Source organism: Acidimicrobiales bacterium (assembly GCA_036491125.1).
GTDB lineage: Bacteria > Actinomycetota > Acidimicrobiia > Acidimicrobiales > AC-9 > AC-9.
In genome coordinates this window covers 1-22,117 of record DASXCO010000070.1, presented here as the reverse complement: position 1 = coordinate 22,117, position 22,117 = coordinate 1, and the positions used below count along the sequence as shown (strand labels likewise).

The 22,117-nt window shown below is 68.8% G+C and carries 34 protein-coding genes and 3 pseudogenes; 4 read left to right on the top strand and 33 right to left on the bottom strand.

Annotated elements, in window-relative coordinates:
- The first annotated feature begins 20 nt into the window (after positions 1-20).
- Complete coding sequence (ilvA, locus tag VGF64_05870; GenBank protein HEY1634264.1) at positions 21-1,283, top strand: threonine ammonia-lyase; 1,263 nt, start codon at positions 21-23, stop codon at positions 1,281-1,283.
- On the opposite strand, the gene truA is transcribed toward ilvA, so the two are convergent.
- The 33 genes and pseudogenes from truA to VGF64_05705 all read right to left on the bottom strand — a co-directional run bounded on the left by truA (position 1,256) and on the right by VGF64_05705 (position 19,613).
- Complete coding sequence (gene truA / locus VGF64_05865) at positions 1,256-2,134, bottom strand: tRNA pseudouridine(38-40) synthase TruA (GenBank protein HEY1634263.1); 879 nt, start codon at positions 2,132-2,134, stop codon at positions 1,256-1,258. The genes ilvA and truA overlap by 28 nt on opposite strands.
- Complete coding sequence (rplQ, locus tag VGF64_05860; protein HEY1634262.1) at positions 2,131-2,424, bottom strand: 50S ribosomal protein L17; 294 nt, start codon at positions 2,422-2,424, stop codon at positions 2,131-2,133. The genes truA and rplQ overlap by 4 nt, the downstream gene beginning before the upstream one ends.
- A gap of 61 nt (positions 2,425-2,485) precedes the next feature.
- The gene (locus tag VGF64_05855) at positions 2,486-3,427 is read right to left on the bottom strand and encodes a DNA-directed RNA polymerase subunit alpha (GenBank protein ID HEY1634261.1); all 942 of its coding nucleotides are present in this window, start codon (positions 3,425-3,427) and stop codon (positions 2,486-2,488) included.
- A gap of 30 nt (positions 3,428-3,457) precedes the next feature.
- Positions 3,458-4,084, bottom strand: a complete 627-nt coding sequence (rpsD, locus tag VGF64_05850) for a 30S ribosomal protein S4 (protein HEY1634260.1) — start codon at positions 4,082-4,084, stop codon at positions 3,458-3,460.
- Between the two features lie 57 nt (positions 4,085-4,141).
- Positions 4,142-4,540: a 30S ribosomal protein S11 gene (gene rpsK / locus VGF64_05845; GenBank protein ID HEY1634259.1), complete on the bottom strand. Its 399-nt coding sequence runs from the start codon at positions 4,538-4,540 to the stop codon at positions 4,142-4,144.
- Positions 4,540-4,920 (bottom strand): 30S ribosomal protein S13, encoded by a 381-nt coding sequence (gene rpsM, locus VGF64_05840; GenBank protein HEY1634258.1) that lies wholly within the window; start codon positions 4,918-4,920, stop codon positions 4,540-4,542. The genes rpsK and rpsM overlap by 1 nt, the downstream gene beginning before the upstream one ends.
- A 2-nt stretch (positions 4,921-4,922) precedes the next feature.
- Positions 4,923-5,036 carry a 50S ribosomal protein L36 gene (rpmJ, locus tag VGF64_05835; protein ID HEY1634257.1) on the bottom strand — a complete coding sequence of 38 codons (114 nt, stop codon included), beginning with the start codon at positions 5,034-5,036 and terminating at the stop codon, positions 4,923-4,925.
- A gap of 7 nt (positions 5,037-5,043) precedes the next feature.
- Positions 5,044-5,268, bottom strand: a complete 225-nt coding sequence (gene infA, locus VGF64_05830) for a translation initiation factor IF-1 (GenBank protein HEY1634256.1) — start codon at positions 5,266-5,268, stop codon at positions 5,044-5,046.
- A 180-nt stretch (positions 5,269-5,448) separates the two neighbouring features.
- Positions 5,449-6,189: a type I methionyl aminopeptidase gene (gene map / locus VGF64_05825; GenBank protein ID HEY1634255.1), complete on the bottom strand. Its 741-nt coding sequence runs from the start codon at positions 6,187-6,189 to the stop codon at positions 5,449-5,451.
- A 42-nt stretch (positions 6,190-6,231) separates the two neighbouring features.
- Positions 6,232-6,912 (bottom strand): adenylate kinase, encoded by a 681-nt coding sequence (locus VGF64_05820; GenBank protein HEY1634254.1) that lies wholly within the window; start codon positions 6,910-6,912, stop codon positions 6,232-6,234.
- Between the two features lie 28 nt (positions 6,913-6,940).
- The gene (gene secY / locus VGF64_05815; protein ID HEY1634253.1) at positions 6,941-8,236 is read right to left on the bottom strand and encodes a preprotein translocase subunit SecY; all 1,296 of its coding nucleotides are present in this window, start codon (positions 8,234-8,236) and stop codon (positions 6,941-6,943) included.
- 25 nt (positions 8,237-8,261) lie between these two features.
- A complete protein-coding gene (gene rplO, locus VGF64_05810; GenBank protein HEY1634252.1) occupies positions 8,262-8,750 on the bottom strand; it encodes a 50S ribosomal protein L15 in 489 nt (162 codons plus the stop codon).
- A 62-nt stretch (positions 8,751-8,812) separates the two neighbouring features.
- Positions 8,813-9,028, bottom strand: a pseudogene (gene rpmD, locus VGF64_05805) (50S ribosomal protein L30).
- Between the two features lie 3 nt (positions 9,029-9,031).
- The gene (gene rpsE, locus VGF64_05800; GenBank protein ID HEY1634251.1) at positions 9,032-9,580 is read right to left on the bottom strand and encodes a 30S ribosomal protein S5; all 549 of its coding nucleotides are present in this window, start codon (positions 9,578-9,580) and stop codon (positions 9,032-9,034) included.
- A gap of 5 nt (positions 9,581-9,585) precedes the next feature.
- A complete protein-coding gene (gene rplR, locus VGF64_05795) occupies positions 9,586-9,948 on the bottom strand; it encodes a 50S ribosomal protein L18 (GenBank protein ID HEY1634250.1) in 363 nt (120 codons plus the stop codon).
- Complete coding sequence (gene rplF / locus VGF64_05790) at positions 9,948-10,487, bottom strand: 50S ribosomal protein L6 (protein ID HEY1634249.1); 540 nt, start codon at positions 10,485-10,487, stop codon at positions 9,948-9,950. The genes rplR and rplF overlap by 1 nt, the downstream gene beginning before the upstream one ends.
- Positions 10,488-10,520: 33 nt before the next feature.
- The gene (rpsH, locus tag VGF64_05785) at positions 10,521-10,925 is read right to left on the bottom strand and encodes a 30S ribosomal protein S8 (protein HEY1634248.1); all 405 of its coding nucleotides are present in this window, start codon (positions 10,923-10,925) and stop codon (positions 10,521-10,523) included.
- A 16-nt stretch (positions 10,926-10,941) separates the two neighbouring features.
- A complete protein-coding gene (locus tag VGF64_05780) occupies positions 10,942-11,127 on the bottom strand; it encodes a type Z 30S ribosomal protein S14 (GenBank protein HEY1634247.1) in 186 nt (61 codons plus the stop codon).
- Positions 11,128-11,135: 8 nt separating this feature from the next.
- Positions 11,136-11,675 (bottom strand): 50S ribosomal protein L5, encoded by a 540-nt coding sequence (gene rplE / locus VGF64_05775; GenBank protein ID HEY1634246.1) that lies wholly within the window; start codon positions 11,673-11,675, stop codon positions 11,136-11,138.
- A gap of 38 nt (positions 11,676-11,713) precedes the next feature.
- Positions 11,714-12,019, bottom strand: a complete 306-nt coding sequence (gene rplX, locus VGF64_05770) for a 50S ribosomal protein L24 (GenBank protein HEY1634245.1) — start codon at positions 12,017-12,019, stop codon at positions 11,714-11,716.
- Positions 12,019-12,387 carry a 50S ribosomal protein L14 gene (gene rplN, locus VGF64_05765; protein HEY1634244.1) on the bottom strand — a complete coding sequence of 123 codons (369 nt, stop codon included), beginning with the start codon at positions 12,385-12,387 and terminating at the stop codon, positions 12,019-12,021. Before rplN ends, rplX begins: the two co-directional genes overlap by 1 nt.
- Positions 12,384-12,665, bottom strand: coding sequence for a 30S ribosomal protein S17 (gene rpsQ / locus VGF64_05760; protein HEY1634243.1), 282 nt, complete (start codon positions 12,663-12,665; stop codon positions 12,384-12,386). The genes rplN and rpsQ overlap by 4 nt, the downstream gene beginning before the upstream one ends.
- Complete coding sequence (gene rpmC, locus VGF64_05755) at positions 12,662-12,946, bottom strand: 50S ribosomal protein L29 (GenBank protein HEY1634242.1); 285 nt, start codon at positions 12,944-12,946, stop codon at positions 12,662-12,664. The genes rpsQ and rpmC overlap by 4 nt, the downstream gene beginning before the upstream one ends.
- Positions 12,946-13,380: a 50S ribosomal protein L16 gene (gene rplP / locus VGF64_05750; protein ID HEY1634241.1), complete on the bottom strand. Its 435-nt coding sequence runs from the start codon at positions 13,378-13,380 to the stop codon at positions 12,946-12,948. Before rplP ends, rpmC begins: the two co-directional genes overlap by 1 nt.
- Positions 13,381-13,754: 374 nt before the next feature.
- Positions 13,755-14,399, bottom strand: a pseudogene (gene rpsC, locus VGF64_05745) (30S ribosomal protein S3).
- 378 nt (positions 14,400-14,777) lie between these two features.
- Positions 14,778-15,113: pseudogene (rplV, locus tag VGF64_05740) on the bottom strand (50S ribosomal protein L22).
- A gap of 17 nt (positions 15,114-15,130) precedes the next feature.
- Positions 15,131-15,409, bottom strand: coding sequence for a 30S ribosomal protein S19 (rpsS, locus tag VGF64_05735; protein ID HEY1634240.1), 279 nt, complete (start codon positions 15,407-15,409; stop codon positions 15,131-15,133).
- A gap of 14 nt (positions 15,410-15,423) precedes the next feature.
- Entirely contained in the window at positions 15,424-16,260 is an 837-nt protein-coding gene (gene rplB, locus VGF64_05730) for a 50S ribosomal protein L2 (protein ID HEY1634239.1), read from the bottom strand.
- A gap of 9 nt (positions 16,261-16,269) precedes the next feature.
- Positions 16,270-16,560, bottom strand: a complete 291-nt coding sequence (rplW, locus tag VGF64_05725) for a 50S ribosomal protein L23 (GenBank protein HEY1634238.1) — start codon at positions 16,558-16,560, stop codon at positions 16,270-16,272.
- Positions 16,557-17,345 (bottom strand): 50S ribosomal protein L4, encoded by a 789-nt coding sequence (gene rplD, locus VGF64_05720; GenBank protein HEY1634237.1) that lies wholly within the window; start codon positions 17,343-17,345, stop codon positions 16,557-16,559. Before rplD ends, rplW begins: the two co-directional genes overlap by 4 nt.
- The gene (rplC, locus tag VGF64_05715; protein ID HEY1634236.1) at positions 17,342-18,010 is read right to left on the bottom strand and encodes a 50S ribosomal protein L3; all 669 of its coding nucleotides are present in this window, start codon (positions 18,008-18,010) and stop codon (positions 17,342-17,344) included. Before rplC ends, rplD begins: the two co-directional genes overlap by 4 nt.
- A 797-nt stretch (positions 18,011-18,807) precedes the next feature.
- Entirely contained in the window at positions 18,808-19,338 is a 531-nt protein-coding gene (locus VGF64_05710; protein ID HEY1634235.1) for a GNAT family N-acetyltransferase, read from the bottom strand.
- Positions 19,338-19,613 carry a DUF1778 domain-containing protein gene (locus VGF64_05705; GenBank protein ID HEY1634234.1) on the bottom strand — a complete coding sequence of 92 codons (276 nt, stop codon included), beginning with the start codon at positions 19,611-19,613 and terminating at the stop codon, positions 19,338-19,340. Before VGF64_05705 ends, VGF64_05710 begins: the two co-directional genes overlap by 1 nt.
- 484 nt (positions 19,614-20,097) lie before the next feature.
- Between VGF64_05705 and VGF64_05700 the strand changes: the two genes are divergently transcribed.
- Genes VGF64_05700 through VGF64_05690 form a run of 3 tightly spaced genes read left to right on the top strand, consistent with a single transcriptional unit; the run spans position 20,098 to position 21,777 of the window.
- On the top strand, positions 20,098-20,937 hold the full coding sequence (locus VGF64_05700; GenBank protein ID HEY1634233.1) for a helix-turn-helix domain-containing protein: 840 nt from the start codon (positions 20,098-20,100) through the stop codon (positions 20,935-20,937).
- A gap of 4 nt (positions 20,938-20,941) precedes the next feature.
- Positions 20,942-21,343: a VOC family protein gene (locus tag VGF64_05695; protein HEY1634232.1), complete on the top strand. Its 402-nt coding sequence runs from the start codon at positions 20,942-20,944 to the stop codon at positions 21,341-21,343.
- 38 nt (positions 21,344-21,381) lie between these two features.
- Entirely contained in the window at positions 21,382-21,777 is a 396-nt protein-coding gene (locus tag VGF64_05690) for a cupin domain-containing protein (GenBank protein ID HEY1634231.1), read from the top strand.
- Positions 21,778-22,117 lie beyond the last annotated feature (340 nt).

Below are 22,117 nucleotides of genomic sequence, written 5' to 3'. Positions count from 1 at the left end.
CACAGTAGGCTCACGCTGGCGTGATCGACCTGCGCGACATCGAGGACGCCAGAGCAACCGTCTCGCCGGTCGTCCGGGTGACGCCGGTGACCCGCACCCACTCGCTCTCGGAGCTGGCGGGCCGCGAGGTCCTGCTGAAGGGTGAGCAGCTCCAGCGGACCGGATCGTTCAAGATCCGCGGAGCCCGCAACTTCGTGGCCCGCCTGGAGGAGGCCGAGGGTCCAAAGCCCGAGGTCGTGGCCGCCTCGGCCGGCAACCACGCCCAGGGCGTCGCCCTCGCCGCCCGCCTGTCGGGCATCCCCGCCACCATCTTCATGCCCGCCAACGCGGCGCTGCCCAAGGTCGAGGCGACGAGGTCCTACGGGGCGACGGTGCTCCTCGACGGTGCTGTCGTGGACGACGCCATGGCCGCCGCCCGGGAGCACGCCGACCGGACGGGCGCCGTGCTGGTGCCGCCCTTCGACGATCCCCTCGTCGTGGCCGGTCAGGGCACCGTCGGTCTCGAGCTGGCCGAGCAGGCGCCCCAGGCCACGGTCGTGGTCGTGCCCGTCGGAGGCGGCGGCCTGGTCGCCGGGGTGGCGACCGCACTGGCCCACACCCGCGGCCAGGTGAAGGTCGTCGGTGTCGAGGCCGCGGGGGCGGCGGCCATGCGGGCATCGCTCGACGCCGGACGGTGCGTGACACTCGACAGCGTGGCCACGATGGCCGACGGCATCGCCGTGCGCTGCGTGTCCGATCTGACGCTCGCCCACACGCAGGCGTACGTGGACGAGGTGGTCACCGTGACCGAGGAGGAGATAAGCCGCGCCCTCCTCCTGCTGGTGGAGCGGGCCAAGGTGGTCGTCGAGCCGGCCGGGGCGGTGGCGCTGGCCGCCATCCTGGCCGGTCGGGTGCCGGGTACCGGTCCGGCGCTGGCGGTGCTCTCGGGCGGCAACGTCGATCCCCTCGTGCTCACCAAGCTCATCGAGCGCGGCCTGTCCGCCGCCGGCCGATACCTGCTCCTGCGGATCGTCCTCAGCGACCGCCCCGGCGAGCTGGCCGCCCTCACCGACGCCGTGGCCAAGATGCGACTCAACGTGCTGTCGGTCGAGCACCATCGGGCCGGCCTCGAGCTGGGCGTGGACGAGGTCGAGGTCCTCCTGACGGTGGAGACCCGCGACCCCTCCCATCGCCACGAGGTGGTGAGCACCCTGCAGGACCAAGGATTCAACGTGGCGCTGGCCGCCGAGCCGGCCGATGTGGCCCGGGTGGCCGATCAGGATGCCCGGCCGTCATCCGGGTAGCCGACAGCCCACAGGCACAGCCCGTGCGGGGGCGCGGGCGAGGCGGCGAGGGCGCGATCGCGGGATCGGAGTATCCAGCCCAGATCGCCAGCCCGCTTCCGACCCCGTCCCACCTCGACCAGGGTGCCAACCACCGAGCGGACCATCTGGTGACAGAAAGCGGCAGCTTCGATCTCGAACTGCAGCAGATCGCCCTCGCCCAGACCGCCGTGTCCCCGGGTCCAGCAGGCGTCGTGGACGCGACGAACGAGCGATCCGCCGTCCGGAGGGCGACGGCAGAAGGTCGAGAAGTCGTGCTCGCCGAGCAGCGGATCGGTCGCCTGCTCCATGGCCCGCAGGTCGAGCGGGTCCTCGACGTGCCAGGCCGTGGCGGCGAGGAAGGGATCGGGGGTCGGCACGTTGAGCACGCTGTAGCGGTAGCGGCGCGAGACGGCCGAGTGGCGGGCGTCGAAGCCGGGCGCGGCGATCCGGGCCTCGCGCACGACGATCGCAGGCGACAGCATGGCGTTACACGAGCGGACCAGCGCGTCGAGATCGAGCCGTCGCCTCACGGGAGCGAGGTCGGCGTGGATCACCTGGCCCCAGGCGTGGACCCCGGTGTCGGTCCGTCCCGCGCAGGTCAGGTGCACCTCGTGGCCGACCACCTTCTCGATGGCCTCGCTCAGCGTCCCGCCCACCGTGGTCTGGCCGGGCTGGGCGGCAAAGCCGTGGAACCCGGTCCCGTCGTAGGCGACGGTGAGGCGAACCCGGATGGGCTGGTCGGCGGACGGCCCCTGTTCCGGTGCGATCGCGGTGCGCCTGGCTCCTGGGCCGGCGTCCCGGGCCGGCTCGTCGGGGCCGAAGAGCGTCAAACGAGCTCGATACGGGCCATGGGGGCATTGTCCCCATGACGCGGACCGAGCTTGAGGATGCGGGTATAGCCCCCCGGCCGGTCGGTGTACCGGGGCCCGATGTCCTCGAACAGCTTGCTGGCCATGTCCTTGTCCCTGATCAGCCCCACGACCTGGCGCTGATTGTGGACGCCGCCCTTGCGGGCCTTGGTGATCACCTTCTCGACGACTGGCCGCATGGCCTTGGCCTTGGCCTCGGTGGTCACCAGAGCCTCCGCAGCCACAAGCGACGCCACCAGGTTGCCGAGCATGGCCTTCTGGTGGGCGGCGCCGCCGCCGAGGCGGCGACCCTTGGTCGGTGTGCCCTGCACCTCAGTCCTCCTTGGTGCGCAGCGACAGCCCCCGCTCGTCGAGGCGTTGGATGACCTCGTCGAGGGACTTCTGCCCGAAGTTGGTGATGGCGAGCAGGTCGTCGTTGGTGCGCTCGACCAGCTCGCCGATGCTGTTCACCTGGGCCCGCTTGAGACAGTTGCGGGGCCGCTCGGAGAGGTCGAGGTCCTCGATGGGAAGGTCGAGGTCGGGGGAGCCGCTGGTCATGGTGCTGACGTCGCCCAGCTCGAGACCCTGGGGATGGTCGCTCATGTCCGCCACCAGGCCCACCAGGGACCGCAGGGTCTCGCCCGCCGAGGCCAGGGCGTCCCGAGGCGAGATCGAGCCGTCGGTCTCGACGTCGAGGACGAGCAGGTCGAAGTTGGTCGACTGCTCCACCCGGGTGGGCTCGATCGTGAAGGCGACCCTGCGAACGGGTGAGAAGATCGAGTCCACGGGGATGACGCCGATGGTCGAGGTGCGCTTGTTGAGCTCGGCCGAGACGTAGCCCCGGCCCCGCTCGACCGTCACGTCCATGGCCAGCCGGCCCTTCGGATCCAGCGTCGCCAGGGTCAGCTCGGGATTCAGCACCTCGACGTCGGCCGGAGCCTGCAGGTCTCCGGCGGTGACGCCGGCCGGCCCGCGGACGTCCAGGCGAAGGGTGACGGGCTCGTCGGACTCGACCCGGAGGACGATGTCCTTCAGGTTGAGGATGATGTCGGTGACGTCCTCCTTCACGCCCGGGAGGGTGGTGAACTCGTGGAGGGCGTCGTCGAAGCGGACCTGGGTGACAGCCGCTCCTGGGATCGAGGAGAGCAGGGTCCGCCGCAGCGTGTTGCCCATGGTGTGGCCGAACCCTGGCTCCAGGGGTCCAATGGCAAAGCGCTGGTGGCCGTTCTCCTCCTCGTCGAGCGGCTCCACGGTCGGGCGTTGGATGATGAGCATGGCGACGATGACTCCTTGACGCTGGTGCTGCTACTTGGAGTACAGCTCGATGATGAGCTGCTCTCGCACGGGCACGTCGATGTGCTCCCTGAGGGGCAGGCTCCGCACGGTGACCCGGAGGCCCCCGTCCTCGGCCTCCAGCCAGGGCGGGACCTGGCGGTCCAGGGTGTCGACGTTGTGACGGATGATGATGAGCTGGCGGGAGCGCTCGGCCAGGGCCACGACGTCACCCTGGCGCACCTGGTAGCTCGGGATGTTGACCCGCTTGCCGTTGACCTGCACGTGCCCGTGGCGGACGAGCTGGCGGGCCTGGGAACGGCTGGCACCCCAGCCGGCACGGTAGGCCACGTTGTCGAGGCGCTGCTCGAGCATGCGCAGGAGGTTCTCGCCGGCGATCCCCGACTGGTGGGTGGCCTGCTCGTAGAGGTTCACGAACTGCTTCTCCAGGACGCCGTAGATGCGGCGGGCCTTCTGCTTCTCCCGCAACTGGGCCAGGTACTCCGAGCCCTGGCGGACGCGGTCGCGCCCGTGCTCGCCGGGCGGATAGGGACGGCGCTCGATCGGGCACTTCATCGAGTCGCACTTCGGTCCCTTCAGGAACAGCTTCATCTTCTCCCGGCGGCACAGGCGGCAGACGGGGCCGGTGTATCGGGCCATGGGGTGGGGTGCTCTCCTCCTCGTCCTGTCTCGCGGCCTATCGACCCGCGGCGCGGGTCATACCCGCCGCCGCTTCTTGGGCCGGCAACCGTTGTGCGGTATCGGGGTGACGTCCTTGATGCCGGCCACCTCGATGCCGGTGTTGGTCAGGGATCGGATGGCGGTCTCCCGCCCCGACCCTGGGCCCTTCACCAGCACGTCGACCTTGCGCACGCCGTGCTCCATGGCCCGACGGGCGCAGGCCTCGGCGGCCAGCTGGGCGGCGAAGGGAGTCGATTTGCGGGAGCCCTTGAAACCCACGTTGCCCGCCGACGCCCAGGCCAGGACGTTGCCCTCGGGGTCGGTGATCGACACGATCGTGTTGTTGAACGAGCTCTTGATGTGGGCGACGCCGTAGGCGACGTTCTTGCGCTCTCGGCGGCGGGGCCGCCGTCCTCCTGGCTTGGGCTTGGGCATCAGTGCTTGCGAACCTTCTTCTTGCCGGCGACGGTCTTCTTGGGCCCCTTGCGGGTGCGGGCGTTGGTGTGGGTGCGCTGGCCGTTGACGGGAAGGCCGCGCCGGTGACGGACTCCCTGGTAGGAGCCGATCTCCATCTTGCGCTTGATGTCCTGGGCGACGTCCCGGCGCAGGTCGCCCTCGACCTTCAGGTTGGCGTCCATCCAGGACCGCAGGCGACCCACCTCTTCGTCGGTGAGGTCCCGCACCCGGGTGTCGCTGTCGATCCCGGTGGCGTCACAGACCTGGTGGGCGGCGGTACGGCCCACGCCGTAGATGTAGGTGAGGGACACCTCGAGCCGCTTCTCCCTCGGGATGTCGACTCCGGAAATGCGCGCCATCGCTAGCCCTGCCTCTGCTTGTGACGGGGATTGGTGCAGATGACCATCACCCGCCGGTGGCGGCGGATCACCTTGCACTTCTCACAGATTGGTTTGACGCTGGGTCGTACCTTCATTTCCTGCTCACTTGTAGCGATAGGTGATCCTGCCCCTCGACAGATCGTAGGGCGTGATCTCCACCTGGACACGGTCTCCGGGCAGGATGCGGATGCGATGCATTCGCATCTTTCCCGAGCTGTGGGCGAGCACCTTGTGCCCATTCTCCAACTCGACTCGGAACATAGCGTTGGGAAGCGGCTCGACAACCGTCCCTTCGAGCACGATCGCGTCCTCTTTGGGCTTGGGCAGATGATCCTCCTACGGATGCGGCAATGGTCAGGTGCTGCTTGGGAAGGGCCGGCCGGCAAGCGGCCGAACGTTGGACGATGGCTGGTCGGACGAGGGGGCACGGGCCCCGAGGCTGGTCGCCCACCCCCGGAGCATCCGGCCAGGAAGCTCCGGCCCCGGCCAATCTGACATTTTAGCATGTCAGGGTACGGTGAGCACCTCCGGACCGTCGTCGGTGATGGCGATGGAGTGCTCGAAATGGGCCGAGCGACGGCCGTCGGCGGTCACGACGCTCCAGCCGTCGCCGAGGAGCCTGGTGCCGGCGCTGCCGGCGTTGACCATGGGCTCGACAGCGAAGACGTTACCCACCTTCAGCTTCGGTCCCGGGCTCCCCGGCCAGTAGTTGGGGACCTGGGGCTCCTCGTGCATGGCCGTGCCGATGGCGTGCCCGACGTATTCCCGCACGACCGAGAACCCCGCCTTCTCCACCACCGCCTGCACGGCCCTGCCGATGTCGTTGAGACGGTTGCCGTCCTTCATCTGGTCGATCCCGGCCCGCAGGCTCTGCTCGGTGACTTCCATGAGGGCCTCGTCCTCGGGCGTGACGCCTCCGATGCCCATGGTGAAGGCGGCGTCAGCGTGGTAGCCCTCCACGATGGCCCCGCAGTCGATCGACAGGATGTCGCCTTCGGCCAGCCGGTAGTCGCCGGGGATGCCGTGGACGATCATGTCGTTCGGCGAGGTGCAGATCACGGCCGGGAAGCCGTGGTAGTTGAGGAAGTTCGAGCGCGCCCCCCGGCGCTCCAGGACCTCGACGGCCACCGCGTCCAGGTCGGCCGTGGTCGCACCCGGCCGGGCTGCGGCCCGCGTCCGGTCGTGCATCTCGGCCACGATCCGGCCCGCCAGGCGCATCTTGGCGATCTCCTCGGCGCTGCGTCTCATCCCGAACGCTCCCGCGGCCTCATCTCGAACGCTCCCGCGGCCTCATACGCGTCGCCCCATGCCCTGCTCCCGCCGCTGGTCGACCGACCGCACGAGGTCGCCGGTGACCTCGTCGGGATCGCCCACGCCGTCCACCTCGGCGAGCAGGTCGCGCTCGGCGTACCAGTCGACCAGGGGCCGGGTCTCGCGCTGGTAGAGGTCGAGGCGGCGGCGGATGGCCCCTTCGGTGTCGTCCTCGCGCTGGACGACCTCGCCCCCGCAGATGTCACAGGTCCAGTTCAGCCTGGGCGGGCTGTCGACGCTGTAGTTGGCCCCGCAGTCGATGCACACCCGGCGGCTCGCCAGGCGGCGCAACACGACCTCGGTCGGGACCTCGAGGTTGACCACGAGGTCGATCTCGTCGGGCGTCAGCAGCTCGGCCAGACCCTTGGCCTGATGCACCGTCCGCGGGAAGCCGTCGAGCACGAAGCCCCGGGCCTTGGTGTCGTCGAGACCGAGGCGCTCGGCCACCAACCCCATCACGACCTCGTCGGGGACCAGCTCGCCTGCATCCATGAACTCCTTCGCCTTCTCGCCCAGGTCTGAGCGCGACTTCACTGCCGCCCGGAACATGTCACCGGTGGAGATGTGGGGCACGACGTAATGGCGCGACAGCCGCACGCATTGTGTCCCCTTCCCCGCCCCCTGCTTGCCGAGAATGATCAGCCGGGCGCCTGGTACCACCTGAGCTCCCGGTCAAGGACGCTCGCCACTATTTGAGGAAGCCCTCGTAGTTGCGCATCATGAGCTGGCTGTCGATCTGTTTCATCGTCTCCAGGGCCACGCCCACGGCGATGAGCAGGGTCGTTCCCGCGAACGGGTACTTCGTGATGCCCCAGACCGCCAGCGCGATCGACGGCACCAGGGCCACGGAGGCGAGGAACATGGAGCCGGGCAGGGTGATGCGGTTGAGGATGCCGGCGAGGTACCGCTCGGTCGGGTACCCGGGCCGGATGCCGGGGATGTAACCACCCTGCTTCCGGATGACGTCGGCCTGCTGATGCGGATCGAAGGTGATCGTGACGTAGAAGTAGGTGAACAGGATGATGAGCACCCCGTAGATGCCGATGTAGTAATAGCTCGTCGGCTGCACGAGGTGGTTGTTGATGAAGTTGCGCACCGACGTCCAGGGCACCACGTTCGACAGCAGGACGGGGAAGTACAGCACCGAGCTGGCGAAGATGATCGGTATGACCCCCGCTTGGTTGACCTTGAGCGGGATGTAGGTGCTCTGGCCCCCGTACATGCGTCGCCCGGTGACACGTTTGGCGAAGGTGACGGGAATGCGGCGCTGGCCCTGCTCGACGAAGACGATGGATACCAGCAGCACGAGGGTGATGGCCAGGATGATGCCGAACTTGAACCGCCCCCCCTCGGCCAGGATCACCGACCCACCCGAGGGGATGCTGGCGACCACGTTGGCGAAGATGAGAATCGACATGCCCTGGCCGATCCCTCGCTGGGTGATGAGCTCGGCCAGCCACATGACGAAGGCTGTGCCCGCCGTGAGCGTGACGACGATGAACAGCACCCGGGGGACGGTGAACTTCGGTATGAGGTCGATGTTCTGGCCGTTGCCGAGCAGACCCCCGCCGCCGCCGTGGAACACGAAGGCCAGCCCGGTGGACTGCATGAGCGCCAGGGCCACGGTCAGGTAGCGGGTCACCTGGGTCAGCTTGCGCTGGCCGACCGCCCCCTGGTCCCGCCACTCCTCCAGCTTGGGGATCACGGTCACCAGCAGCTGGATGATGATCGAGCTGGTGATGTAGGGCATGATCCCCAGCCCGAACACGGCGAACCGGGTCAGGGCACCCCCGGAGAAGAGGTTGAGGAAGCCGAGGATGCCGCCCGCCTTGGCCTGCTGCTCCAGCTGCTGGACGGCGCTGAAGCTGATGCCCGGCACCGGCACGTTCGCCCCGAACTGGTACAGCGAGATGATGAGCAGGGTGAAAAGGATCTTGTTCCGCAGGTCGACGACCTTGAACATGTTCTTGAGGCTGGAGAGCATGTCGGCTCCTCGTCCTGCGAACTGCTCAGCGGTTGGTCAGGGCGTTGCCCTTTGCCGGCGGGCGGCCGCCGCCGAAGGGCGGTGGAATGACCCTCACCGTACCGCCTGCCGCGGTGATGGCTGCCTCGGCCGGGCCCGAAAAGGCGTGCGCCTCGACGCGCAGGGACCGGTGGATCTCGCCGCCACCCAGGATCTTCACCAGCCCCCGCTTGTGGACCAGTCCGGCGGCGCGGAGGACCTCAGGGGTCACCTCGTCACCTTCGATGGCATCCAGGACCGTGAGGTTGACCACGTTGTACTCGACCCGGAACGGGTTCTTGAACCCCTTGAGCTTGGGGATCCGCTGGGTGAGGGGCAGCTGACCACCCTCGAAGCCGGGCTTCACCGTGTCCCGGGCCCGCTGGCCCTTCATGCCCCGTCCAGCGGTCTTGCCCCCCTTGCCGGCGATACCCCGGCCGACCCGCCGGCGGGGGCGGGTGGCCCCCGGCGCCGGCTTGAGATCGTGCAGCTTCATGACGTGGCTCCTTCACCCTGGTCGCCGTCGGCCCCGCGACCGGTCGCGGCGTCGGCCGGGGCCACCGACACCAGATGGGGCACGCGGGCGATCATCCCCCGGATCTCGGGGCGGTCGGGCAGCACCGAGTGGTGCCCGATGCGGCGCAGGCCGAGGGCCCGCAGGGTGCCGCGGTGCTTGGGCTTGGTCCCGATGGCCGACCGCACCTGGGTGACGACCAGGTGCGTCGGAGCCGCAGGCTCGGCGCGCCCTCGGGAGGCCCGCTTCTCGGGAGCCATGGCCTAGGCCACCTCGGTGGGCACATGACCGCCGCGCTGGCGGTCCTGGTAGGCCTTGAGCATGCCGGCGGGGCTGATCTCCTCGGGCGACAGGCCCCGCAACCGGGCCACCTCGTCGGGTCGCTTCAGTGACTTCAGCCCGGCGATGGTGGCGTGGGCCACGTTGATCCCGTTCGACGAGCCCAGCGACTTGGCCAGGATGTCGTGGATGCCCGCCATCTCGAGGATGGCCCGGGCTGCTCCCCCTGCGATGACGCCGGTCCCTGGTGCAGCCGGCTTGAGGAGGACCCGCCCGGCCCCGCTCTCGCCGATGGTGGGATGGGTGATGGTGGACCCGGCCAGGGCCACGTCGAAGAGGTTCTTCTTGGCCTCGTCGATGCCCTTCTGGACGGCCAGGCCGGCCTCCTTGGCCTTCCCGTACCCGAGGCCCACCTTGCCGTTGCCGTCGCCGATGACCATGAGGGCGGTGAAGGAGAAGCGGCGTCCTCCCTTCACCACCTTGGCCACCCGGTTCACCTTTATGGTGCGCTCTTCGTACTGTGAGTCGGGCATCGTCGTCAGAACTCCAATCCGGTTTGGCGGGCGGCGTCGGCGACGGCGGCCACCCGTCCGTGGTACAGGAATCCGCCCCGGTCGAAGACCACACGGGTCACGCCGGCCGCACGGGCCCTGCTCCCGAGCAACTGGCCCACCGCGGTGGCGGCAGTCACCTTGGCCGTGGGCTGGCCGCGCAGCTCGGCCTCGAGCGTCGAGGCCGCGGCCAGCGTCCGGCCGTTGAGATCGTCGATGACCTGGGCGGAGATGTGCCGGTTCGAACGGAACACGGCCAGCCGGGGCCGCTCGGGTGTGCCCCGCACCTTCTTGCGCACCCGGCGGTGGCGGCGCGTTCGCAGGTCTTCGCGGTGCGTGGTGCCGTCCATCACTTCGCCGCCTTCCCGGCCTTGCGGACCACCCGTTCGCCGCGGTACCGAACGCCCTTGCCCTTGTAGGGCTCCGGCTTGCGGATCATGCGGATGGTGGCCGCTACCTGGCCGACGAGCTCCTTGTCGATGCCCCGCACCGTGATACGGGTGGGGGCGGGAACCTCGAAGGAGATGCCCTCCGGCGCGTCCACGCGCACCGGATGGCTGAAGCCCAGGGCCAGCTCCAGCTGGTCCGATCCGCGAGCATTGGCCCGGTAGCCGACGCCGACGATCTCGAGGTCCTTGGTGAACCCCGTCGTCACGCCGGCGACCATGTTGTTGACGAGGGAGCGGGTGAGGCCGTGCAGGGCCCGGCTGTGACGCTGGTCGTCCGGGCGCTCGACGAGCAGCGTGGAGTTCTCCTGACGCAGGGTGATGTCGCCCGGGATGGTGCGCGCCAGGACCCCCTGGGGGCCGGTGACCCTCACCTGGCGACCGCTCACGGCGACCTCGACGCCGTCCGGGACGGAAATGGGAGCGCGTCCGACTCTCGACATCAGCCCGCGCCCTTCGCCGCCATGGGGATCAGCTCACCAGACAAAGCAGAGCACCTCGCCACCCATCCGGCGCTTGCGCGCCTCCCGATCGGTCATCAGGCCCTGGCTGGTCGACAGCACCGCCACGCCGAGGCCACCGAGCACCCTCGGCAGCTTGTCGGCCCGGGTGTAGACCCGCAGGCCCGGCTTGGACACCCGCCGCAGCCCCGATATGGTCCGATCGCGCTCTGGCGTGTACTTCATCTTGATCTCGAGCAGCCGTCCGGGGCGGCTGGGATGATCGCCTGACTCGTATCCGGCGATGTAGCCCTCGCGCTGCAGGATGTCCGCGAGCGATTCCTTGAGCTTCGAGCCGGGCATCGCCACGGTGTCGTGCATCGCCACGTTGGCGTTGCGGATCCGGGTCAGCATGTCGGCGATGGGGTCCACCATGGTCACGGTTGCCGTCCTCCTCTCACCAGCTCGCCTTGGTCACGCCGGGCACCTCGCCGTTGTGCACCATCTCCCGAAGACAGATCCGGCACAGCCCGAACTTGCGGAGCACGGCCTTGGGCCTGCCGCACCGCCGGCACCGGGTGTAGGCCCTGACCTTGAACTTGGGCTTGCGCTGTTGCTTCTGGACGAGTGCCTTCTTGGCCATGATGTTCGTTACTGCCCCTCACGTCTGAACGGGAAGCCGAAGGCCGTCAGCAGGGCGAGTCCTTCGGCGTCGGTACGGGCGGTGGTGACGATGGTGATGTCCATGCCTCTGGTGGTGTCGATGCTGTCGTAGTCGATCTCGGGGAAGATCAGCTGCTCGGTGACGCCGAAGGTGTAGTTCCCCCGGCCATCGAAGGACTGGGTCGACAGACCCCGGAAGTCCCGGACCCTGGGGATGGCGAGGCTGACCAGCCTGTCGAAGAACTCCCACATCCGGTCGCCCCGAAGGGTGACCTTGCAGCCGATGGCGTTGCCCTCCCGCAGCTTGAAGCCGGCAATCGAGCGTCGGGCCCTGGTCACGAGCGGCTTCTGTCCGGTGATCGTCGTCAGGTCGCGCACCGCGCCCTCGAGCAACGAGGCTTGTTGGGTGGCCCGACCGACGCCCACGTTGATGACGATCTTGGAGAGCCTCGGCACCTCCATGATGTTGGCGAGGCCGAGGGAACCCTTGAGCTGGTCCCGGATCTCCGCCCCGTACTGCTGCCGCAGGCGAGGCCGCTCGCGGGTGGACAGTGTGGCTTGGTCGGTCACAGGTCACTCCCGCACTTGCGACACACCCGCACCTTGCGGCCCTGGTCGTCGAAGCGGAACCCGACGCGGGTCGGGCCGCACGACGAGCAGACGATGGCCACCGAGGACACCGGCATCGGCATGTTCTTGTCGATGATCCCGGCCTGGCGCGCCGCACGCGTGGGACGGGTGTGGCGCTTGACCACGTTGACGCCCTCGACGATGACCTTGCGCTCGGCCGGGAAGGCCCGCATGATCTCGCCTTCCTTGCCGCGGTCCTTGCCGGAGAGGACCCGGACCCGGTCACCCTTCTTGAGTCGCACTAGAGCACCTCCGGAGCGAGCGAGACGATCCGCATGAACCGCTTGTCCCGAAGCTCGCGTCCCACGGGCCCGAAGATGCGGGTCCCCCGGGGCTGCTGGGTCTCGTTGACGAGGACGGCGGCGTTCTCGTCGAAGCGGATGTAGCTGCCGTCGGGCCGGCGCTTCTCCTTCTTGGTCCGGACGACGACGCACTTCACGACCTCGCCCTTCTTGACCGCGGCGCCAGGTATGGCGTCCTTGACCGTGGCGACGAACATGTCGCCGATGCTGGCGTAGCGGCGCTTGGATCCGCCCAGCACCTTGATGCAGAGGACCTCTTTTGCCCCCGAGTTGTCGGCCACCCGAAGCCGGGACTCCTGCTGAATCACCGCGCACGCTCCATGACCTCGATCACCCTCCACCGCTTCTGCTTGGAGAACGGCCGCGTCTCGGCCACGCGTACGCGGTCACCGACTCGCACGTCGTTGCCGGGGTCGTGGGCATAAAGCCGCTTGGTCCGCTGGACGGTCTTGGCGTACCTCGGGTGGCGCACCCGCTCCACGACGGACACGACCGCGGTCTTGTCCATTGCGTTGGACACGACCCTCCCCTCACGGGTCTTGCGTCGATTGGGGCGGGCGGCGGGGGCGGCAGACGACTCGCTCATGATCGATCCTCTTCTGTGCCCTCGGACCGGCCTCCCGGGCCGGCCTTGCCCTCGGACCGGCCGGTGGCAGCCTCGATGGCGTCGGCGGCGGCGATCTCCTGCTCGCGCAGGATGGTCCTGATCCGGGCCACGTCCCGTCGCACCTGGCGAATCCGGCTCACGTTGTCCAGCTGCCCGGTCACCACCTGGAAGCGCAGGTTGAACAGCTCCCGCTTGGCCTCGGACAGGCGGGACTCCAGCTCATCGAAGTCGAGCTCGCGCAGCTCGGTGGCGGTGGCCATCACAGCTCACCCCCGCTTGTGTCCAGTCCCGACCGCAGCACGAAGCGGGCCTTGATGGGGAGCTTCTGGATGGCCCGCTCCATGGCGGCCTTGCCGAGGTCCTCGTTCACGCCGGCCAGCTCGAACAGGATGCGGCCGGGCTTGACGACCGCGACCCAGTGCTCGGGGTTACCCTTCCCCGAGCCCATGCGGGTCTCGGCGGGCTTCTGGCTCACGGGCTTGTCAGGGAAGATGCGGATCCACACCTTTCCACCGCGGCGGACGTGGCGGGTCATGGCGATTCGGGCCGCCTCGATCTGACGGGCCGTGATCCATCCGGGCTCGAGAGCCTGGATGCCGTAGTCGCCGAACCGCACCACGGTGCCGCCCTTGGCAACCCCGGTGAGCCGACCGCGCTGCTGCTTGCGGTGCTTGACCTTGCGAGGCATGAGCATGCTCAGTCCGACTCCTTACGGAAGTGCGGGGCCTCGTGGTGCTGCTCGCGCGTGCGGCGCTCGATCTCTTCCTCCTCGGCCAGGAGACGCTCGAGGGCGTCGTCGACCGGCGGCTCGGTCGCCGCGGGCTTCGGTGCGGCCTGCGCGTCCTCGGCCACCTCCACCTCCGCCTCGCCTCCGGCTGCGGCCTCGGCCTCGGCCGGCGCCGCGGCCTCGGCCGTCTCAGCTGCCTCGCCCTCCGGCGCCGCTCCCGGCTCGCCCGGCTCGCCCAGCTCTGGACGGCGCCGCCCGCCGCCGGCCGAGATGACCCGGCGAGGACGCCCCTGGCCCGAGGTCTCGCCCACGGCCATGGCGGCCTCTCGGCTGATCTTCTCCTCGAGGGAGGTCCGGTAGGGGAGGATGTCGCCCTTGTAGATCCAGACCTTGACGCCAATGCGGCCGAAGGTGGTCTTTGCCTCCCGGAAGCCGTAGTCGATGTCGGCCCGCAGCGTGTGCAGCGGCACGCGGCCCTCGCGGTAGTGCTCCTTGCGGGCCATCTCCGATCCGCCGAGCCGGCCGGTGCACTGGACCCGGATCCCCTGGCCGCCCGCCTTCTGCACCGTCTGGAGGGCCCGCTTCATCGCCCGGCGGAAGCTGATGCGGCGGGCCAGCTGGTCGGCGATGCCCTGGGCGATCAGCGCCGCGTCGAGCTCCGGCTGCTTGATCTCCTGGATGTTGAGCTGCACCTTCGGGTTGTGGGTGATCTTGGCCAGCTCGGTGCGCAGGCGATCCGCCTCCGCCCCGCGCCGGCCGATGACGATGCCGGGCCGCGCCGTGTGCAGGTCGATCCGCAGGCGGTCGCGCGTGCGCTCGACCTCGATGCGACTCACCGCCGCCGACTCCAGCTGGGTCATCAGATAGTTGCGGATCTTCCAGTCCTCCACCACGGAGTCCTGGTAGTGCCGATCGTCGAACCACCGCGACTTCCAGTCGGTTGTGACCCCCAGTCGAAACCCGTACGGGTTGACCTTCTGGCCCATCTACTTCTTCCTCTTGTCTTTCTCGTCGCCGTCGTCGGCGCCGTTGTCAGCGTCATTGTCAGTCGTTTCGGGCTCGGCGGCTGCCCCTTCGGGCAAGTCGGCGGCTTCCTCACCAGTTTCGGCTTCTTCGGCTTCGCCAGTAGCGGCGCCCTCGCTGGCAGGGCCGGAGGAAGTGGCATCGCCGGTGGCTCCCGTCTCGTCAGAACCGGGGCCAGCGGCGGGTGCAGCTTCCTCACTGGTCTCCAGCGCGCCAGCCTCGACTGCCTGGCTGGCAGCGACCCGCTGGCGGCGAGCGCCGGCGACCCGGCGGGCGCGCCGGCCGGCGGCGTCACCGGTATCCCGCGCCTGGCGGCGGGCGAGCCGGTCATCGGGCAGCCGGGTCACCACGATGGTGATGTGACAGGTGCGCTTGCGGATTCGGGTCGCCCGGCCCCGCGCCCGAGGTCGCCAGCGCTTCATTGTAGTGCCCTCGTCCGCGAAACAGGCCGAGACGTACAGCTCGTCGGCCGACTGGAGGTCGTTGTTCTCGGCGTTGGCCACGGCCGAAGCCAGCAGCTTGGCCACGACCCTCGCCGCCTCGCGTTCGACGAAGCGAAGCATCTCCTGGGCGTCCTCGAGGTCGCGACCCCGGATGAGGTCGAGCACCGGTCGGACCTTGAACGCCGACATGCGGCAGTACCGCAGGACAGCACGCGTCCCGAGCTGCTCCTCCATCCGGGTGGCGGCCATCGCTAGCGCCTCCCCGCCCGTTCCTGCCCGGCGTGGTACCGGAACGTACGCGTGGGCGCGAACTCTCCGAGCTTGTGACCAACCATCGACTCGGTGATGTACACAGGAACGTGCTTGCGTCCGTCGTGGACGGCGATGGTATGGCCGACCATGTCGGGAATGATCGTCGAACGGCGCGACCACGTCTTGATGACGCGCTTCTCTCCACGCCCGTTCAGGTCGTCGACCCTGCGGAGCAGGTGGTCGTCCACGAACGGACCCTTCTTCAGGCTGCGAGGCACGACGCCCTCCTGCCTCAGCGCCGAGCGCCGCGCTTGCGGCGCCGGCGGACGATCAACTTGTCGGATTCCTTGTGACGGGCCCGGGTACGGCCCTCCTTCTTGCCCCACGGCGACACGGGGTGCCGCCCACCCGAGGCCTTCCCTTCGCCGCCGCCGAGGGGATGGTCCACCGGGTTCATGGCCACGCCGCGGGTCTGGGGCCGGACGCCCTTCCACCGGTTGCGGCCCGCCTTGCCGACCGAGACCAGCTCGGCCTCGACGTTGCCGACCTGACCGAGCGTCCCGCGACAGTCGATCGGCACCCGCCGCATCTCGGTCGAGGGCAGCCTGAGGGTGGCGAAGGAGCCCTCCTTGGCCACCAGCTGGACGCTCATCCCCGCCCCTCGGGCGAGCTTGCCGCCCGCCCCTGGCCGGAGCTCGACGTTGTGCACGACCGAGCCCACCGGTATGTAACGGAGGGGCAGCGCGTTGCCGGGGCGAATCTCGGCTCCCTGACCGCTCTGGAGGATGTCGCCGACCCCGACCCGGGCCGGCGCCAGGATGTAGCGCTTCTCACCGTCGAGGTAATGGAGCAGGGCGATGCGGGCGTTGCGATTGGGGTCGTACTCGATCGCCGCCACCTTGGCCGGCACCCGGTCCTTGTTCCGCTTGAAGTCGACGACCCGGTAGCGCTGCTTGTGGCCACCGCCTCGGTGGCGCGCCGTCTTGCGACCGTAGGCGTTGCGGCCGCCCGTCCCCGGCTTGGGCGCGACCAGCGACTTCTCCGGGCGGTCGCGGGTGATCTCGGAGAAGTCCGAGACAGTCTGGAACCGCCGACCGGGGCTGGTGGGCTTGCGCTTGCGGAGGGGCATCGTCGGTCCCTAGCTCTCGAACAGGTCGATCTTGTCGCCGGCGGCCAGCGTGACGATCGCCCGCTTGGTGTCGACGCGCTGCCCGTAGGCGCCGCTGCGCCGGTTGCGCTTGCGCTTGCCCTTGCGGTTGAGGGTGTTGACCTTGTTCACCCGGACGCCGAACACGGACTCCACGGCTTTGCGGATCTCCACCTTGGTGGCGGTGGGATGCACCACGAACGTGTACACGTTGTCATCGAGCAGCGCATACGACTTCTCCGACACGACCGGCTTGAGAATCACGTCCCGGACGTCCTTCATCGCTCTTCACCACCGTCGCCAGACTCCCCAGCGTCCGTCGCCGTCTCGCTGGTGGGCGCAGAGGGAGCGGCACCACCGTTGGCCGGCTGTTCGTCAGAAGGGCCGTCGGCGGTGGGTGCCGCTTCCTCGCCGCCCTTCGGCTCGCCAGTCTCGACCGCTGTGGCCGAGCCGGGGAGGGTGGCATCGGTGAACACCACCCAGTCGTTGCGGAGCACGTCGTAGGTGTTGAGCTCCGAGGACAGCACCAGCTGGACCTGGGACAGGTTGGCGAAGCTGCGCGCCGCCGCTTCGTCATCGGGGCCGAGCACCACCAGCACCTTGCCCTCCAGCCCCAGGGCGGCCAGGGCGCCCACGGCGTCCTTGGTGCGGGGCGTGGCAAAGGGCCACTCGGGCACCACCACCACCCGACCCAGGGCGGCGCGGTCCGACAGGGCCGACCGGAGGGCCAGCTGCACCATCTTCTTGGGCGTCCGCTGGCTGTAATCGCGGGGCTTGGGCCCGAGGGCCTTGCCCCCACCGACCCACTGGGGCGAGCGGGTGGAGCCCTGCCGGGCCCGCCCCGTGCCCTTCTGGCGGTAGGGCTTGCCGCCGCCTCCCCGAGCCTCGGCCCGTGTCAGCGTGCTGTGGGTGCCCGCCCGGGCCTTCGCCAGCTGGGCCGTGACGACCTGGTGCATCACCGCCACGTTGGGCACGACGCCGAACACGGTGGGGTCGAGCGCGACGGCGCCGGCTTCCTCGCCCTCGGTGGTGCGCCTGGGGACCGTGAGGCCCTCGAGGACGCTCATGACGCCTGATCCGCCTGCTCGGACGCCCGGCCACCCTTCACGGCCTCGCGGATAAGCACCAGACCGCCCCGGGGGCCAGGCACCGCCCCCCGCACCATCACCAGCTCCCGCTCGGCATCGGCCTGGACGACCTCGAGGTTGAGCGTCGTGACCCGCTCGGACCCGAGCTGGCCAGCCATCTTCGTCCCCTTGAACACCCGGGCGGGGGTCGCGCAGGCACCGATCGCTCCCGGCGATCGGTGCTTCTTGTGGTTGCCGTGGGACGCCCCCTGGCCCTTGAAGTTGTGGCGGGCCATCGGTCCGGCGAAGCCCTTGCCCTTGCTGACGGCGGTGACATCGACCTTCTCGCCGGCGGCGAGGATGCCGGCGTCGAGCTCCTGACCGACCGTGTAGGCGTTGGAGTCCTCGACGCGCAGCTCGACCAGCCTGCGGCCGGGCTCCACGCCGGCGCTCGAGAAGTGCCCCGCCTGGGGCTTGTTGAGGGTCTTGGCCCGCCGCAGGCCATAGGTCACCTGGATCGCGGCATACCCATCGCTCTCGGGCGTCTTGACCTGCACGACACGCATCGGGGCGACCTTCACCAGGGTCACGGGCACGGCGCGGTTGCGCTCGTCCCAGACCTGGGTCATGCCGACCTTCTCGCCGACGATCGCCTTCGTTGCCATCTGCGGGCCAACTGCCTCTCGTTTTCGAAGCCGGTGGTGGTGACCGGGGGGCCGGAATCGGCCGCCCTGCACACGGACGCTCCGCCTGGGCGGAGCCGGGCGGAGCGCTGTCTGAGTTGTGCCGTGGGGTCCCCTACAGCGATTCGGGCTCCCACGGACGTATCGATGTACGTACCATCGGGCCTGACGGCCCGGGTTGACCACTATAACCCAGGCGGGCCCCCCGCTTTTTCGGTACTGGGCTTTCATCGGACCGACCCTCTCAGGGGACTGCTGGGCTTTGCCCTTGGCCCGCCGGTGGAGAGCCGGCGGGCCGGTTCAGCGGCCATCCGCTCGGCTGGGCTCTGAGGAGCCTTTGGCCAGTTGTGGACGAGCTGCGAGCGGCGCCGATCACGACTCCGGCTCCAGCGTCCATCCGTGCCTGCTTGGCCTAGACCCGACAGTGCCTGTGCAAGATCTTCCCTACTCCAACGTGACGCTGACCCTCACCAACGGCAGTCAGACATACCAGCTGGCGCAGGGTTGGACGGCCGCGGGCGCGCCTTATGCCGGCGCTGCCTACCCCTGCCTATGCGGCAACGATCACCCCATCTGGTGCGGTCGAAGCATTTGCATCCGGCATTCCGACCAGCACATGCAACACCTACGGGTACTCGGGTACGTATCCGCTGACGTTCACGATCACCTTCCCGCTTTAGCGGGTCTATCGACGATGCGGAGCCGCGTTAAGCGGTTTGTATCTTGATCCCCAAGGGGATTTACAGCCGTAGTTGCACGAACCTGCCGTCGTGCTCCGGTCATTGAGGTCGACCTCCTGAGCTCTCGTCGCTGGCAGCCTGGAAGGATGCTATGGCGTCGTCCAGGCGGATGAACATCCGGCCGTGCTCGTCCCCTTCGATATCCCTGAAGCCGAAGCGACGGTAGAAGCGCCTCGCCGATTCGTCGATGGGGTCCACCGCGATGAGCCGGCCGGCGGCGTGCTGGCCGGCGGCAGCGGCATGGGCGATGGCATCGATCATGAGGTCCCGACCGAGGCCCTCGCCCTGACGCCGGGCGTCCACGGCCAGGCGAGCGAGGAGGACCATGCCGATCTGGTAACCCGGCAACCCCCGCCACAGCCGCCGCGGAAGCTCGCCTTTGACAACTCCGCCCATGGTCAACGCGTAGTAACCGATGACGACATCCGTATCATCGATGAGCACGAAGCTGCGAGAGAGATCGCGCCGCTGGTTCTCCAACGCGTGGAGCCGCAACCACTCGTCGAGCGGCTTCACGCCGCAAGCGAACCCGCTGAGGTCGTGAGCTTCGTTGAGCCTCTCGACCCGCATCAACCAGCGTGCTTCAGAGCTCGGCTCTGGCGAATCTGCTCCACGAGCTTGCTCACAGGCTTAGGAGGGGCGTCGAGAGCGGCCAGGAAGCGGTCATAAGAGTCTCGCTGCAGCCGCACCGACTGGTGATCGTCGACGATGGCTTCCGCATCGGCCACAGCCCGGCCAAGGAGGAACTCGGAGACGGTCATGCCGAGCAATCCAGCAGCTTCGGTGATCAGATCGTCGTCAGTCGACGACAGCCGGAGCTCTCGTCGATGGTCCTTGGTCGGCATATCTACTCCTGCTGTACGGACAAGTGTACGGCATAAACCCGGGCTGTCCAGCAGCCCCTCATCCGTCTTGAAACGGTCCGCCCTGGCTAGTCCCCATCCCGCGGCTTCGGGACTGTGGATGCCCGCCTTGGTTCTGGGCGTACTGAGCGCCGCAGGGTCGTTCAGACTCCCTCGACCCAAGCGGCCGCCTCGAGACGGCCGTGCGGAGCGCCGCCGCAGGCGGCGGAATCGCCAACGAGACCAAAAAGACGGGTGAAAGTCGCGGATTGATCGTCAGGGTCGCCGTCGGCCGGGAGCGCCGAACACCGATTTGCATGACTCGCCGGTGTCTCTACTGGCGTCGTAGGCCGGCGTGGACAGTCGCTACGAGCTGATCTGTGCGCTCGCAACCGGCGATCTGGAACGTCTTCCAGCAGCGAGCAGCACGTCCTCTCGGGCACCTCCCGACGAAGGGGTAGGAGCGCCTGCCGCCGAACGTTTTTGAATGCCAGAGCCCGTCGTCGAGTCGGTCGAGGGCACGCCAGCGCCCCCTCTTCGCTCGATCATCGGGGGCTACCTCGGGTACCGCATCGAGGACGCGCCGACGATCCACCGGGGACTCCCTTCCCGCTACGTCACCTTCATCATCAGCCTCGCCGACCAGGTGGACACCGTCCGCATGCCCGATCCTCGACAGCCGCCGGCCAAGTTCCAGGCCTTCGTCGCCGGGCTCCACGCCACCCCTGCGCTCATCCGCCAGGCTGGGATCGAATCCGGCATCTCGATCAGCCTCACACCTCTCGGGTCGCGGGCCCTCCTGGGCATGCCCGCTGGTGAACTGGCCTCCACCGTGGTCGACCTCGAGGAGGTCTTCGGCTCGACGGGGTCGGGCCTCGCCGACCAGCTGGCATCGGCGCCCGGGTGGCACGAACGGTTCGCCCTCCTCGACGGCCAGCTGATCGACCGCCTGCGGGACGTGGCCGGTCCGCCACCCGAGGTCGGCTACGCGTGGCAGCGGCTGGTAGCGAGTCACGGGGCTGTCGCAGTGGCGGCGCTGGCCGACGAGGTCGGCTACAGCCGGCGGCACCTGAACGACCTTTTCGCCCGGGAGTTGGGCCTGGCGCCCAAGGCGGCCGCTCGCGTCCTGCGCTTTGAGCGCTCACGGCGGCTGATCGAGGCAGCCAAGGGACAGGGCCTGGCCGGTGTCGCCGCCGCTGCGGGCTACTACGACCAGGCCCACATGACCCGCGACTGGCGGGAGATCGCCGGCTGCCCCCCGACCACCTGGATCGCCGAAGAGCTCCCATCCGTACAAGACGCACCTGTGGCCCTCGGCGCAGACTGAGGACATGACGAACACAGCTCCCGCTCCCACCATCTGGCCCGCCCTGCGGTGCCGGGACGGCAAGGGTCTCATCAAATTCCTCTCTGACGCCTTCGGCTTCGAGGAGAGCCTCGTGGTCGAAGACGCTGGCGTCGTCCACCATGCCGAGCTCCGCTGGCCTCTGGGCGGAGGCGTCATGCTCGGCGACGACCGGGAGGCAGACGGCGAGCTCCAGGCCCAGCTTCCCAAGGGGCCGCTCTCCGTCTACGTCGTCTGCGACGACCCGGACGGGCTGTTCGAGCGGGCCACGGCCCATGGGGCCAAGGTCCTCCAGGGCCTGAAGGACGAGGACTACGGATCGCGCGATTTCACAGTTCGGGACCCGGAAGGCAACGTCTGGACGTTCGGCACCTACCGCGGGGCATAAGCACCCGGGCCGGTGGCGACCCAGCAGAGGAGGGTGGCGTGATCGTCCACGACTTGAGCCCCAACGCCGTACGCAACATGGCTCGGGTCGATTTGGCCACTGTCGCCGAGGAGCCTCCCAGCCCGATCGGCCAGTTCAGCTTCCACGATTGCCTCTGCGGGATCGGAAGCTTCATCGGGCAGCCGCCATGGGAGCTGCACACCGCTGGGGACGAGCTCTTGCACATCCTGGATGGCGAGTCGCACCTGACGGTTCTCGAAGGCGAGCAGGAACGGGAATGCAGCCTCCGGGCAGGCGACCTGCTCATCGTGCCGCAGGGATGTTGGCACAGCAATAACGCTCCACACGGCGTCACGATGCTCTACCTGACGCCGCGAGAGGGCAACCGCCATTCGTGGGGCCATCCTGCCGATCGGCAAGGCACCGAAGACTGAGCGCAGCCGACGACGACCCTGGGGCGAGCGCCGGGAGCTCTTACGCTGCATCCGACTGCCGGCGATAGGCGACGTTCGAGCGCCGCTTATCGCGACGAGATTCTGGGGCAGTTCCGTGGTTGGTGTCTGCAGACGGTTGGGCTGAAGCCGCCTTGCCCTGGACGTTCTGTGCGGGGGTAAACGGGCCGTGATCCGATTGTCACCGGCCGCAGACGGCCTCACATCACCGGCTTTTTCAGGGTGAAGCTCCTAGTGACTCGCTGACGCGACAACGTTGCCCGCCGTGACCTGCGGGGGATTCGGGAACAGCGAGGCCGCGTTGTCTCGAACCCAGTCGGCC